Origin of the sequence: Streptomyces doebereineriae, assembly GCF_031845645.1 — a bacterium.
Classification (GTDB): Bacteria; Actinomycetota; Actinomycetes; order Streptomycetales; family Streptomycetaceae; genus Streptomyces; species Streptomyces canus.
Genome location: NZ_JAVREZ010000002.1, coordinates 449,776 through 462,701, shown reverse-complemented (window position 1 = coordinate 462,701; position 12,926 = coordinate 449,776). Strand labels below are relative to the sequence as shown.

12 protein-coding genes are annotated in these 12,926 nt (G+C 70.8%); 8 read left to right on the top strand and 4 right to left on the bottom strand.

Going from position 1 to position 12,926, the window contains the following annotated elements; translation table 11 throughout:
* Nucleotides 1-16 precede the first annotated feature (16 nt).
* Complete coding sequence (locus tag RNB18_RS07665) at nt 17-1,111, top strand: sugar ABC transporter substrate-binding protein (protein WP_311713369.1); 1,095 nt, start codon at nt 17-19, stop codon at nt 1,109-1,111.
* 7 nt (nt 1,112-1,118) lie between these two features.
* On the opposite strand, the gene RNB18_RS07660 is transcribed toward RNB18_RS07665, so the two are convergent.
* A complete protein-coding gene (locus RNB18_RS07660; protein WP_311713368.1) occupies nt 1,119-1,277 on the bottom strand; it encodes a hypothetical protein in 159 nt (52 codons plus the stop codon).
* 180 nt (nt 1,278-1,457) lie between these two features.
* Here RNB18_RS07660 and RNB18_RS07655 point away from each other — a divergent pair, with 180 nt between their 5' ends.
* The 3 genes from RNB18_RS07655 to RNB18_RS07645 all read left to right on the top strand — a co-directional run bounded on the left by RNB18_RS07655 (nt 1,458) and on the right by RNB18_RS07645 (nt 4,510).
* Nucleotides 1,458-2,663: a sensor histidine kinase gene (locus RNB18_RS07655; protein ID WP_311713367.1), complete on the top strand. Its 1,206-nt coding sequence runs from the start codon at nt 1,458-1,460 to the stop codon at nt 2,661-2,663.
* Between the two features lie 154 nt (nt 2,664-2,817).
* Entirely contained in the window at nt 2,818-3,477 is a 660-nt protein-coding gene (locus tag RNB18_RS07650) for a response regulator transcription factor (RefSeq protein ID WP_311713366.1), read from the top strand.
* Nucleotides 3,478-3,583: 106 nt separating this feature from the next.
* Nucleotides 3,584-4,510: a CPBP family intramembrane glutamic endopeptidase gene (locus tag RNB18_RS07645; protein WP_311713365.1), complete on the top strand. Its 927-nt coding sequence runs from the start codon at nt 3,584-3,586 to the stop codon at nt 4,508-4,510.
* Nucleotides 4,511-4,651: 141 nt separating this feature from the next.
* Here RNB18_RS07645 and RNB18_RS07640 read toward each other — a convergent pair whose 3' ends face one another.
* Nucleotides 4,652-4,999 (bottom strand): hypothetical protein, encoded by a 348-nt coding sequence (locus tag RNB18_RS07640; protein ID WP_311713364.1) that lies wholly within the window; start codon nt 4,997-4,999, stop codon nt 4,652-4,654.
* Between the two features lie 106 nt (nt 5,000-5,105).
* Here RNB18_RS07640 and RNB18_RS07635 point away from each other — a divergent pair, with 106 nt between their 5' ends.
* From RNB18_RS07635 to RNB18_RS07625, 3 genes are read left to right on the top strand one after another with little or no spacing between them, the layout of a single operon-like run.
* Complete coding sequence (locus tag RNB18_RS07635; protein ID WP_311713363.1) at nt 5,106-5,753, top strand: RNA polymerase sigma factor; 648 nt, start codon at nt 5,106-5,108, stop codon at nt 5,751-5,753.
* Nucleotides 5,750-6,748 (top strand): CU044_5270 family protein, encoded by a 999-nt coding sequence (locus tag RNB18_RS07630; protein WP_311713362.1) that lies wholly within the window; start codon nt 5,750-5,752, stop codon nt 6,746-6,748. The genes RNB18_RS07635 and RNB18_RS07630 overlap by 4 nt, the downstream gene beginning before the upstream one ends.
* A gap of 36 nt (nt 6,749-6,784) precedes the next feature.
* Nucleotides 6,785-7,105, top strand: a complete 321-nt coding sequence (locus RNB18_RS07625) for an antibiotic biosynthesis monooxygenase family protein (RefSeq protein ID WP_059208317.1) — start codon at nt 6,785-6,787, stop codon at nt 7,103-7,105.
* Between the two features lie 45 nt (nt 7,106-7,150).
* On the opposite strand, the gene RNB18_RS07620 is transcribed toward RNB18_RS07625, so the two are convergent.
* A complete protein-coding gene (locus RNB18_RS07620) occupies nt 7,151-8,722 on the bottom strand; it encodes a carbohydrate-binding protein (protein WP_311713361.1) in 1,572 nt (523 codons plus the stop codon).
* Between the two features lie 126 nt (nt 8,723-8,848).
* Here RNB18_RS07620 and RNB18_RS07615 point away from each other — a divergent pair, with 126 nt between their 5' ends.
* Entirely contained in the window at nt 8,849-9,466 is a 618-nt protein-coding gene (locus RNB18_RS07615; protein ID WP_311713360.1) for a phosphoribosylanthranilate isomerase, read from the top strand.
* Between the two features lie 337 nt (nt 9,467-9,803).
* Here RNB18_RS07615 and RNB18_RS07610 read toward each other — a convergent pair whose 3' ends face one another.
* Nucleotides 9,804-12,680 carry a golvesin C-terminal-like domain-containing protein gene (locus RNB18_RS07610; RefSeq protein WP_311713359.1) on the bottom strand — a complete coding sequence of 959 codons (2,877 nt, stop codon included), beginning with the start codon at nt 12,678-12,680 and terminating at the stop codon, nt 9,804-9,806.
* Nucleotides 12,681-12,926: the final 246 nt, after the last annotated feature.

Sequence of the window (12,926 nt, the reverse complement as noted above, 5' to 3'; positions counted from 1 at the left end):
CACCCACAGGATCGCCATGCGCCCCATCCCCTCCGTCATGGCCGTCTGCGTGTCGGCCCTTCTGCTCACCTCCTGCTCAGTGGGCAGCAGTGACACCGCGGTGAGTCCCAAGAAGGGCGACGACATCACGCTGGGTCTGTTGCTCCCCGACCGGGACACCAGCCGCTTCGACCGGTTCGACTACCCGCTCATCAAGAAGGAGGTCGCGACCCTCACCCGCGGCAAGGGCAAGGTCAGTTACGCCAACGCCGGGGCGAGCGAGAAGCGGCAGAGCCAGCAGTTCGAGCAGATGGTCACCGACAAGGTGGACGTGATCCTGGTGGACGCGGTGGACGCCAAGGCGATCGAGCCGGATGTCCAGAAGGCGAAGGACGCGGGCATCCCCGTCATCGCCTACGACCGGCTCGCCCAGGGCCCCATCGACGCCTATGTCTCGCACGACAACGAGCTCGTCGGCGAGGTGCAGGGCCGGGCCATCGTCGAGGCGCTCGGCGACAAGGCCGAGAAAAGCAAGATCGTCATGATGAACGGCTCCCTCGCCGACCCCAACACCGCCCTCTTCAAGAAGGGCGCACTGGACGAGCTCAACGGCAAGGTCGTCATCGCCAAGCAGTACGACACCAAGGACTGGCTGCCGTCGGTCGCCAAGGCCAACATGAAGGCGGCGATCGCCTCGTTCGGACTGAACAACATCGCCGCCGTCTACTCGGCCAACGACGACATGGCGGGCGCGGTCATCGACGAACTCAAGGAGGCGGGAGCCACGAAGATCCCGCCGGTGACCGGGCAGGACGCGAGCCTCGCCGCGGTGCAGCGGGTCGTGTCGGGCGAGCAGTACATGACCGTGTACAAGTCCTTCCTGCTGGAGGCGACCAACGCCGCGCAGATCGCGGTGTACAAGATCCAGGGCCGCGACCTCCAGTTCGACGCGCTCATCCGCGACAAGGTCAACAGCCCCACCCAGAAGGACATCCCGTCCCTGCTGGTGCCGGTGGTCGCGCTGACCAGGGACAACATCCAGCAGACGGTGATCAAGGACGACGTGTACACCGTGAAGCAGATCTGCACCGCCGAGTACGCGGCGGACTGTGCGGCGATCGGCCTCAAGTAGGGGTTGCTCAGGGGCCGGTGCGCAGTCGTCGTACGGCAAGGGCGGTGGCCGTCAGCGCGGTGACCGTGCCGAAGGCCAGGTGCACGGCGGTGTCGGCGGGCGTGAAGGACGCCACCGCGTTGCCGAGCACGCTGAGGACGAGCAGGGGCCAGAGAAGAAGGATCACGGGTACTCCAAGTGGTTGGGGTTTTCTCGGTGTTGACGACGCTACGAGCCGCACCCCGGTCCGGCCGATCCAGCGGTCCGCCCGGTCCGGGGTACAGCAGGCTGTACTTTCCGGCTCCCGGTCGTACTGCGAACTCCTTTTCCGCCTAGGGTCGTTGTCCTCCAGCCAGAGGGGGTTCGGATGGCCACCGCCGACGTCAAGAGCCTTGCGGTGGGGACCGCCACGACCGCGGGCGCCGCGCTCGGCCAGCTGGTCTCCGGACTCGGTACGGCCGTCCTGGCGCCGTTCGTGCTGCTGTGGCTGGTGCTGGCGCCCGGCGGGGTGCGCGTGCTGCACGCCCTGGCCGGCATGGAACGCGTCCGGCTGGCGCGGTGGGGCCCCGAGGTCATCGCCCCCGCGCCCCCGCCGACGCGACTGAGGGCCGCCCTCGCCGATCCGACGACCCGGCGTGAATTGCTGTGGCTGGTCCGGCATCTGGTCGTGGGCCTGCCGCTGGGGCTGCTGGGCTTCGTCCTGCCGGTGCTCGCCGTACGGGACGCCGCCTTTCCGCTGTACTGGCGGCTCGCCCCGAAGGACGCGACCGCCACGTCCATCGGGGTCGGCGTCGCGCACTCCTGGCCGGACGCACTGGCCGTGTGCCTGCTCGGCGTGGGCTGGATCGCCATCATGCTGGGGCTCACGCCCGGCATGGCACGGCTGCAGGCGAACCCGGGGCGCCGGCTGCTGTCGGCCGGTCCCGACGCCGATCTCTCCCTGCGCATCGCCGAGTTGACCGCCACCCGGGCCGCCGCGCTGGACGCGCACGCCACCGAACTGCGGCGCATCGAGCGCTCTTTGCACGACGGCACCCAGAACCGGATCGTCACGGTGACCGTGCTGCTCGGGGCCGCCCGCCGCATGGTCGCCCGCGATCCGGCCGGGGCCGACGAACTCCTGGAGCGGGCCCAGTCCGCGGCCGAACAGGCGCTGGCCGAGCTGCGGACCGTCTCCCGCGGCATCCTGCCGCCGGTGCTCGCGGACCGGGGGCTGGCCGGGGCGCTCACCGGGCTCGCGGCGGAGAGCGCGGTGCCGTGCACGGTCGATGTCGAGGTGCCGCGGCGATGTGCGGCCTCCGTCGAGGCGACCGCGTACTTCGTCGCGGCCGAGGCGCTGACCAACATCGCCAAGCACAGCGGGGCGTCCCGGGCCACGATCACGGTCCGCGCCCCCGGCTCACGGCTCCTGCTGCGGATCACGGACGACGGCCGGGGCGGCGCCGACGAGCACGCCGGCTCCGGCCTCACCGGCATCCGCCACCGCATCGCCGCCCACGACGGCACCCTCCACCTGACAAGCCCACCGGGCGGCCCGACGGCACTGGAGGCGGATCTGCCGTGCGGTGCGTGAGCGTCCGTGCGGGGTGTGACGGGGTTCGGGTCTGCCGGTCGGGGCGCCGGGGTGCTGTCTGTGGCTGTGCGGGGTGTGGCGCGGCCCTGTATGAGGACGCTGTTCGTCCGGCGAGTCCGGCGGGTAGCCCGATGACTCTGGAGAGGGACCTGCCATGCGGATCGTGATCGCCGAGGACGACCCTCTGCTGCGGGAGGGGCTTGCCCTCCTGCTGCGTGCCGAGGGGCTGGACGTGGTCGGCACCGCCGGTACCGCCGAGGGGGCGCTCGACGCCATCGACGCGCACAAGCCCGACGTGGCCATCCTCGACGTACGGATGCCGCCCACGCACACCGACGAAGGGATCCGCGCGGCCGTAGAGGCCCGGCGGCGCAGGCCCGGGCTCGCCGTCCTCGTGCTGTCCGCCTACGTCGAGCAGAGCTTCGCGACCGAGCTGCTGACCGGTGGGGTCGGCGGGCTGGGCTATCTGCTCAAGGAACGGGTCGGCCGGGTGGAGGAGTTCCTCGACGCGCTGCGCCGGGTGGCGGCCGGCGGCACCGCCATCGACCCCGAGGTCGTCGCGCAGTTGTTCACGCGGTCCCGTCAGGACTCGCGGCTGGAGCGGCTCAGCCCGCGCGAGAAGGACGTACTCGCCCTGATGGCCGAGGGGTTGGGCAACAGCGCCGTCGCGGAGAAGCTGTTCGTGACCGACGGGGCCGTGCACAAGCACATCCGGAGCATCTTCGCGAAGCTGGACCTGGCGCCGACGGACCAGGTGGACCGGCGGGTGGCGGCGGTGTTGCGCTACCTGGAGGACGCGCGCCGGGCCCGCTGAAGTACAGCCTGCTGTACCGGGAGTCGGGGCGTGCGCGGCAATGATCCGAGGGCGCCGCGCTGGTGTGCTGGAGCCATCACATCAGCCCCCTCCGAAGGGATCCGCGGTGAGCGCCCAAGCCCCCGTGACCACCGAAACCGGCACCGTAACCAGCACCGAGACCCGACCCGCTCCGCCAGCCGACGGCGGCCTGCGCGGCAGTATCCGCCGCAACCCCCTGACCTGGTTCTTCACGCTGGCCTTCGCACTGAGCTGGGCCGCCTGGACGCCGTACGTCCTCTCCGAGAACGGCCTCGGAGTCTGGCACTTCGCCTTCCCCGGCTCCGGCGGCGCCACCCAGGTCACGGGCGTCCTGCCCGGCGCCTACCTCGGCCCGATCGCCTCGGCCCTGCTCGTCACCGGGATCACGGAGGGACGCGCGGGCCTGCGGACCTGGCGGGCCAGGATGACGAAGTTCAAGGTGAGCTGGCGCTGGTACCTGGTCGTCCTGCTCGCCGTGCCGGCCACGCTGACTCTCGCCTCGGCCGCGCTGGCCGGCCGCGGTCCCGCCCTGCCGCCCGCGATGGTCCTCGCCGCCTTTCTCCCCGGACTGCTCATCCAGATGATCACCACCGGTCTCGCCGAGGAGCCCGGCTGGCGGGAGTTCGCGATGCCGCGGATGCAGCGCCGCTACGGCCCCCTGACCGCGACCCTCCTCGTCGGCGCGCTGTGGGGCTGCTGGCACCTGCCGCTGTTCCTCACGGAGTGGGGCGGCGGGCCGCACGTGGCGTGGACCGTGCCGGTGGAGTTCATCGCGATGACGATCACGTTCAGCTGCGTGATGACCTGGGTGTTCAACAAGTCCGGCGAGAGCATGCCGCTGGTCATGCTGCTGCACACCGGCGTCAACAACTTCTTCTCGATCGCCTGGTCGGACATGTTCCCCTCACTGTCCGACGGCGACCTCGCCCACGCCCTCCTGCTCAGCACGACGGCGGCGGCCCTGATCCTGCTGGCCGCGACCCGGGGCCGGCTGGGCCTGCCTGCACGGTGACCCGCACCCACCGCACACGAACGGGCTCCCGGCGCCTCCCTCGTCGCCCCGGGAGCCCGTTCCGGTGCTTCCCTGGTGCTGTTCGTCGCTCGCGCCGGACCGGATGTCGTTTCGCCGCAGAAATGTCGACGGGGCTCGCGGTTACTTCTGCGCGCCGCCCGCGAACTGGAGGGAGATGTGCCGCAGCACCTCAGCGGAGGTGTCGGTGCGGCCCTCGTCGTGGGCCTCGGCCAGTTGTACGAAGGCGAACGCGAAGCAGTTGGCGATGCTCGCGATGGCGGGCCCCAGCTCCTCGGCCACGGCGTCCGCCGCCGCGAGGCCACTGGCGTCCGCGGGAAGGTGGATCCGTGGCAGGGTCTCCACGAGAAGCGCGGAGATCGCCCCGGTCAGCGAGGCCTGCCGGTCGGGGTGTTCGCGTACCTGCCGTCGCATCTCCAGTGCCTCGGTGAGGATGCCGACGACGTTCTGCATGACCTCTCGCTGCTCCATGGACGCAGCGTAAGCGCTCCGCGGGGAGGGTGGTGCGGGGCGCTGTCGGCAGCGTGTGTGGCGCAGAGCACAGGAACTCCGGGTCGAGGTGCGGAGCGTTACGGGTGTGAGGGAAACAGAAGTGGCGGAACCGGACCGGGCGCGGATTCGGGCCGGGGACCGGGCGGCGTTCGGGGAGTTGTACGACCGGTACGCACGGGCGGTCTACAACCACGCCCTGCGGCTGACCGGGAACTGGGCGGAGGCCGAGGAGGCGATGTCCGAGACCTTCCTCGCCGCCTGGCGGACTAGGGAGACGGTGGAGCCGGAGGGCGGCTCGCTCAGGCCCTGGCTGCTCGGCATCGCCACGCACAAGGCGTACAACGCCAACCGGGGCCTGCGACGGAGGCTCGCCTTCCTGGCCCGCAGCCCCGAGCCGCGCCCCGTCGAGGACTTCGCCGAGGAGACGGCGGGCAGGATCGACGACGCCCGCCGACTGGCCGTCGTGCACCGGGCGTTGAGCCGGATCGGACGGCAGGACCGTGAGGTGCTCGCGCTGTGTGTGTCCGCCGGGCTCGACTACCGGCAGGCCGCCGAGGCGCTCGGCGTCCCGGTCGGCACCGTGCGCTCCCGGCTCTCTCGCGCCCGGGCCCGGCTCGCGCGACTGAGCGCGGAGGAACAGGGGCGAACCGGGACGGAACCACCCCGGGCCCACGGAGAGATGGAGAGTGAGGCCGCGCTCGCGGCCCTGTTCCTGCGGGAGGAGACCCGATGAGCGAGGCCGAGGAGCTGTTGTCGACCCCGGCGGAGTGGGACCTCCCGCCGGAGCGCCACCGTCACTTCAAGGACGTACTGATGCAGCAGATCGATCACGACACAGCGGTCACGCCTCGGCGGAGCCGGTTCCTGCGGCCCGCCGTACTGGTGCCGCTGGCCTCCGCGGCCCTGACCGGCGCCCTGCTCGTGACCCTCTCCGTGGACGGCCGTGGCCCGGCGACCGGACCCGCCCCGGCCGCGACCGCGGCCGGCGCCTCCGTCACCCTCAACCGGATCGCCACGGCCGCCATGGCGAGCGACACGGTCCGGGTGCGGGACGACCAGTTCGTGTACGTCAGGACGCTGGTTCGCGAGAACATGGGCGACTTCAGCGGCCCCGTGCGGCTCGGCGCCCTGCACACCGAGGAGCGGTGGACCTCCCAGGACCCCGGCCCGCTCCGGGTCACCGGGTGGATCAGGGCCAGTGGCAAGGACGCGATCATGCCGGACCAGATGCTCCCCATCGAGTCCCCCGATCCCCGTCCGGCGGGCGTCGACCACCCCACCTACCGGTGGCTGGCCTCGCTGCCCACCGACCCCGACGCCCTGCTCGCAAGGCTGCGCGAGGAGGCCAGGCCGGTCGAGGGCGAGTCGCGGGACCAGGCGGTCTTCTCCCTGATCGGCGATCTGATCGGCGGCACGATCATGCCGCCCGCGAACGCCGCCGCCTTCTACAAGGCGGCCGCGAAGCTGCCCGGTGTGCGGGAGATCCCCGACGCCGCCGACGCGGCCGGCCGGCACGGGATCGCCATCACCCTCGACGACACCGGCTTCGCCACCCGCGACGAGTGGATCTTCGACAAGGAGACCCTCGCCCTGCTCGGCTCCCGCTTCTACGTCACCGACCCGGACCGGGGCATCACGACCGAGACCCTGTTCGGCACCACCGCCGTGATGGAGACCGCCGTCGTCGGCGGGAAGGGCGAGGTGCCCGCCCGGGCCGCGGCACGCTGACGTCCCTCTGATGCCCTTTGGCGCACAATTGGCGCCATGAGCATCGTCAAGATCAACGTACTCACGGTCCCCGAGGAGCAGCGCGAGACGCTGGAGAAGCGGTTCGCCTCCCGCGCGGGGACCGTAGAGAACTCGGACGGATTCGAGTGGTTCGAGCTGCTGCGGCCCGTCGAGGGCACGGACACCTACCTCGTCTACACGCGCTGGCGTGGCGAGGAGGACTTCCAGAAGTGGATGTCCGGGATGGCACAGGCCTCGCACGGGGGCGGCGGCGAGCAGGGCCGCCCCAGGCCCGCAGCCTCCGGCTCGACGCTGTGGACCTTCGAGGTCGTCCAGCAGGCCGCGCCCAAGCAGTGACGGCGAGGGGACCCCGGGCACGGATCCCGGGGTCCCCGCCGTGTCCTACAGCGTGACCTGCTTGCCGCCGAAGGTCACGACCAGGCTGCCGTTGGAGGCGAAGGACCAGCCCAGGGCGCCCGCGTAGGTGGAGCAGCGGGAGCCGTTGGTGCCGGACCAGAACTGGTTGGAGCTGTCGGCGTCACCGGCGTACCGGTCGTTCGCTCCGCTGTTGCACGAGGTGTTGCCGCGGAAGACCGAGGTGCCGGTCTCGAAGTTGAAGTTGCGCTCGGTGTTGGCGATGGAGACGTTGCTCGTGATGGTCATCGAGCCGGGGTTGCTGTTGTAGGTGAACCCGTGGTGGCCGTTGCCGTAGGCGACGCTGTGCTGCACCACGTGGTTGACCGCGATGTCGTCGCCGCCGAGCTTGTAGCCGTTGCGGTCGCCGTTGCCGGCCTGGGAGCCGTCGCTGAGCGTGCCGTTGCCGTAGGACAGGGAGTACTCGATGGTCACCGGGCCGATCGCGCCGGTGTCGGTCTTGGTGTAGAGGTCCCAGCCGTCGTCGATGTTGTTGTGCGAGACGGCGTACCGGAACACGTTCCCGGTGCCGGTGGTGAGCTTCGCGGCGAAGCCGTCGGCGTCCTCGCCGTCGGAGTCGGCGTTGTCGTGGGACTCGGCGCTCAGGATCAGGTTGTTGGCCGGCCACTGGCTCGCCGGGGTGGAGGAGGCCATCCGGCCCAGCTGGAGGCCGGTGTCACGGTTGAAGCGGGTCACCGTGCGCTCGACGACGTTGTTGCTGCCGCCGACGTAGATGCCGTTGTCCCCGGCGCGCTCGACGACGAGGCCGTAGATCTTCCAGTAGTTCGCGTTGAGCTGGATTCCGCGGTTGGTCGAACTCTCGCTCTGTGCCGAGAAGTTGAGCACAGGAGTCTCGCCCGGGTAGGCGGAGAGCGTGGTGCGTGCGGACGAGGTGCCGTTGCTGCCGGCCGGGATGGTCACCGTCGAGGAGTAGGCGTACGTCCCACCGCGCATGTAGATCGTGCCGCCGGCGGAGATACGGCTGATCGCCGAGGTGAGGGTGGTCGGGGAGGTCACCGTGCCGGCCGCGCTGTCGGTGCCGCTCGGTGACACGTACAGGGCGCTGCTCGACGGCGGCGGGGTCGTCGTGCCGGACGTCTCGGCGTCCAGGTAGTCGACGTTGGGCAGGCCGTTCGCGGTGGTCGGGTTCAGCCGGACGGTGTTGCTGCCCGAGTTCACCGGGACGGTGAGCGTCTTGGTGGTCCAGCCGGTCCAGGTGCCGGTGGACTCGAAGGACGCCGACGAGACCGTCGAGCCGTTCACGATGATGTCCGCGGCGCGGGCGGTGGTGGTGCCGTTGGCGAAGCGGACGCTCAGGGTCGCCGTGCCCGATGCGGGTGCGGACACGGTGAACTGGGCGTACGCGCCGGTGGCGTTGGTGCCGTTGCAAAATCCGCTGCCGGAGTAGCCGGCGTACTCGGTCTCGACGGCTCCGGTGCAGGTGGCGGGCGCGGTCTCGGCCTCGTAGCGGGTGGTGGCGGCCTGGGCTGTGGTGCCGGACAGTGCGACGAGCGTGCCGGCGATGAGGCCGACGGATGTGATGACTGGTCTCAGGTGCATCGTTCGTCTCCATGGTGTGCGGCGACGGGGGCACGTATCGTTCGGAAGGTAAGCGCTTGCCATGGTCGCGTCAACGGTTATGTATGTGATCGTTGTTCATGGACACGAATTGGATACGGTGGCGGCATGACGCTCTTCGTGAAGATCTGCGGCCTGAGGACCGAGCAGGACGTCGACACGGCCGTCGAGGCCGGCGCCGACGCCATCGGGTTCGTCTTCTCCGACAGCCCGCGCCGCATCGACCCCGCGACGGCGGCGCGGTTGGCCGCCAGGGTCCCCGAGAGTGTCGTGACGGTGGGTGTGTTCCGCCGCGAACCCCTGGAGTACGTACGGTCCGTGGCCGCGGAGTCGGGCATCGGGGCCGTCCAGCTGCACGGACCCGAGGACCGCGACTACTACGCCGAACTCGCGACCGGCGGCTGGACCCTGATCCGCGCGGCCGCCTTCGGCGACTCCGTGCCGCGCTGCGGAGAACTGGGCGAGGACATGCTGCTGCTCGACGCCCCGGTACCGGGGTCCGGCATGGCCTGGGACTGGTCGCGCAAGCAGGTGGCCGGCGCCGGGGAGAAGTGGCTCCTGGCCGGGGGCCTCACACCGGAGAACGTCCGCGAGGCCGTCGACGTCACCCGCCCCTGGGGCGTCGACGTCTCCAGCGGCGTGGAGGCGAGCCGGGGCGTCAAGGATCCGACCCTGATCACCGCGTTCGTGGAGGCCGCCCGGGCCGGGGCCCACGCCACGGGGTGAGTCCCTGAAGCCGCGGGCCTCGCGTCGGTCGAGCAGTGACGTGGGTTGACCGGTGCCGTCGGCCGGCGCGCGGTCGTTGGCGGGTGTCGGCTGGCTGGCCTGTGTTCGTGGGTCGGTCGTTGACCGGTGTTGTCACTCGGTTTGTTGCCGGGGGTCGGCTGGGGCTGCCTCGGTCCGTTCGTGGGGTGGCCCGTGTCGTCGGCTGGCCCGTGTTCGCAAGTCGGCCGCAGGCCGGTGTCGTTCCTCGGCCCCTGCCCGCGGATCCGCCGTGAACGCCACAGCGCCCGCCACCGGTCAGGTCGACCGATGGCGGGCGCGGAGTCCGCTCCCGTGTGGGTTACTTCTGCGCGGACGGGGACGGGGACGGGGACGGTGTGTCCGTTTCCGCCGGCTTGCCCTTCAGGGGGACGAATGCCAGCGCGTCCCAGGCGATCGAGGCGTCGCCGGTGCCGTCCGCCGTGGCCGAGGTCAGCGAGACGCTCGGGGTGCCCTTGAACTCGTAGGAGCCCAGGGAGACCCAGGTGTTCTTGCCGCCGGTGTCCTGGGAGATCGTCTTCTCCACGACCGAGCCGTCACCGACGTCGATGCGGTACGTCGCCGACGGGGTGTTGGCCTCGTGGTCGGGCAGGTGCACCATGACCTCCGCCCAGCCGCCGATCTTCCGGTCCGGCGTCCAGGTGCCGGTGACGACCGAGTCGGTATAGCTCGGCACCCGGGTGTGGGTGAGCCAGAAGTGCCCGCCGAAGCCCGCGCCCAGCTGATGGAAGTCGATCTTCGAGGGATAGACGGTCGCGCCGTTCTGCTGCGCCGACCCGAAGGTGAACTTCAACGTCCCCCGGCTGGTCCAGTTCTTCTCGCCCGCACAGGGGTTGGCGTCACCGACCCGGAACTTCACCGTGTTCGGCACGTCGTCCACGATCAGCGCGTTCGCCGGGAGCGTGGACGCGCAGGCCGCCGGGTGTGGAGCCGCGACCGCCGGCTCGGGGTCGGTCGCCTGGTACTTCAGCACCTCGGTGCCGCAGGTGGTCGTGCAGTCCGTCCAGCTCACCGGCTGGTGCCACCAGCACTTGAAGTCGTCCCGCTGACAGGGCCCCTCGGGCTGGGTCGACCCCTCGACCTTGCGCGGCTTGCTGACGTCGCAGTCGTTGAGCGTCGGCTTGCAGAACGTGTCGTGCGGCGGCTGGGCGTCGGGCGCGTTGCCGGTGGGCCAGTCGCCGACGGTGAACGCCCGCACGGTCGCCCCGGTCGCCGGATCGGTCTTCTGCTGGGAGTAGGCCGCCCAGCCGAGCACCCGCTCCGGGTACGACCACAGGTTGGGGTTGCGGGCGTCGTCGTAGCCGGACGACAGGAACATCTTCCGGTCGGCCGGGTAGATGCCGTTGGCCGGGTTGTTGAACCAGCCCAGACCCCACGGGGCGCTCGCGTCCGCCGCACTCGGCAGATTGAACCCGCTGTTGTAGGCCCACAGCGCGAGCCACCAGTTCTCCAGGTACTGCGGGTCGCCGCCGTTGACGAGCAGACCCTTGTCGTACAGCTGGTTCCACTTGTCCTGGAGGATCTGGAGCCCCGCGGCGATGTTGGCCGCGTAGTCCACGGTGATCGCCTGCTGCTGCTCGGCGGTGTAGGTGGTGTCCGCCCCGGCCATGCCGCTGGTCACCTGGGAGATGCCGTAACCGCAGTCGGCGGCCGCCCAGTTGACGGTGTGGACGCTGCCCGCGTTGCCGTAGTAGCCGCCCTGGATGAAGTTGCTGCTCTCGCCCGCGGCCGCCCGGGAGCTGGCCTGGAGCAGGTTGGACTCCTGGGAGAGCACCCCGAGCATGATCTGCGCGGGCACCCGGCCGCCGCCCTTGAGCGCGGAGGACGGGAACAGGCCCTGCGGGGTGTACGACGGGAGTTCGCTGCCGTTCCAGCCGCTGCGGCGCCGCACGTCGAGCTTGCCCTGCACGGCGAGGTCCGTCGCCCACTCGGCCTGCGCGGTCGAGGGCTGGAGCGACTGGAGCTTCGGGTCGTTTCGGGTGACGGCGCAGGCGCGGTCGGGGTCGGTGGTGGAGGTCGACGGGTCGTCGTCGCCTGGGGTGATGCTGTTGGTGTGGATCCCGTCCGTCAGGGCCGGGGACTGCTCCTCGCCCTGAGTCCCCTTCGGCGCCGTGGGCTTCACACGGAAGCCGAAGTCGGTGTCGGAGCCGGGCACCACCGCGTTGATGCCGACCGACTGGGCGATGTCCGCGGCGGCCTTCCTGCCGCCGGCCGCCTCGGTGCCGTTGCCGACGGAGGTCAGCGCGAGGTCCCCGGTGGTGGAGACCTCCGCGGAGGCCGGCACGTCCAGCGTCCGCCAGCTCTTCGGCAGGGCCGGCACGGCGTCCTCGGCGTCCTTGCCGGTCACGAAGACCCGGCCGCCGTTGCCGTGCACCGCGAGGGCGCCGAGCGCGCCGGAGCCGAGGAGCTTGTCGGAGCCGGCCGAGGTGACCCGGCGGACCTGCACCTTCTTTCCGGCCGGGACCTGGTAGGCGAGCCCGCTGTGCGCGTCCGGGACCAGCCGGAACGGCGTGCCGTCGGTCCTGGCCAGGGTGCTGGTCGCGCCCTTGGCGTCCACCGAGACCACGGAGTCGCCCTGGGCGGCCGCGATCTTGTTCCCGAAGGGCACGGCGGAGGTGAGCTGACCGGCGACGGTCTGCTGCCGGACCAGCTCTCCCTTCCGGGCGTCGACGGTGAGCAGTTGTGTGCCGGTGCCCTCGGGGCGGGTGAGGACGGCCTGTTCGCCGTCGCCGCAGCCGGGGTTGAAGTAGGCGAGGGAGACCAGCTCGGGCAGCTTGGTCACGGTGCCGTCGGCCAGGTCGACCACGGCCGCGAACGCTCCCTGCTGGAAGCCCTGTTGGTCGTTGACGGCCTGCCGTGGCGCGTAGACCACGACGGCACGGTCGCCGGACCCGGTCACACAGGTCTGCCCGATCCACTGGTCGGTGTCGATGCCCGGCTCGGACAGGGTGGCCGCGGTGTGCCACGTGTAGGCGTCGGCCGCGTCGGCGACCAGGACGTGCAGTCCGGTGCCGTCACCGTCGTAGGTGACGATCCGGTCGCCGGACTTCTGCCAGCCGGACGGCAGTTGGGAGGTGTTGGTGACACGGTCCCCCGGTGTCGGGGTGGCCGGGGCGGAGGGGCTGGTCAGGGCCGCGGACGCGAGAGGGGCGACGAGGGCCAATGCCAGTACGGACATGCCCGAAGCCGCGAGTATTCTCCCGCGCCGGCTTTTCGGCACCCAGCGGTGCCTTCCTCCTGGATATTCACGAGTCGTGCGCAAGGAATTCCGCCTGGATTCATTTGTGAAGGTCAGGTACCGGCAACGACGTTCCCCCAGGCCGGTGACGCGGAAGCTATCAGTCCGCCATGACGCCAACGGGAGTTGGAGGTCGGCTACCGGGCGGTATCCACGGAATATCCACGAGATCCAGGCAACGTATTA

Bases quoted from the DNA above. Each gene is read 5' to 3' on its own strand.
- RNB18_RS07615 (WP_311713360.1), top strand. From the start codon at position 8,849: ATGACGCTCTTCGTGAAGATCTGCGGCCTGAGGACCGAGCAGGACGTC.
- RNB18_RS07655 (WP_311713367.1), top strand. From the start codon at position 1,458: ATGGCCACCGCCGACGTCAAGAGCCTTGCGGTGGGGACCGCCACGACC.
- RNB18_RS07665 (WP_311713369.1), top strand. From the start codon at position 17: ATGCGCCCCATCCCCTCCGTCATGGCCGTCTGCGTGTCGGCCCTTCTG.
- RNB18_RS07640 (WP_311713364.1), bottom strand. From the start codon at position 4,999: ATGGAGCAGCGAGAGGTCATGCAGAACGTCGTCGGCATCCTCACCGAG.
- RNB18_RS07650 (WP_311713366.1), top strand. From the start codon at position 2,818: ATGCGGATCGTGATCGCCGAGGACGACCCTCTGCTGCGGGAGGGGCTT.
- RNB18_RS07620 (WP_311713361.1), bottom strand. From the start codon at position 8,722: ATGCACCTGAGACCAGTCATCACATCCGTCGGCCTCATCGCCGGCACG.
- RNB18_RS07610 (WP_311713359.1), bottom strand. From the start codon at position 12,680: ATGTCCGTACTGGCATTGGCCCTCGTCGCCCCTCTCGCGTCCGCGGCC.
- RNB18_RS07625 (WP_059208317.1), top strand. From the start codon at position 6,785: ATGAGCATCGTCAAGATCAACGTACTCACGGTCCCCGAGGAGCAGCGC.
- RNB18_RS07630 (WP_311713362.1), top strand. From the start codon at position 5,750: ATGAGCGAGGCCGAGGAGCTGTTGTCGACCCCGGCGGAGTGGGACCTC.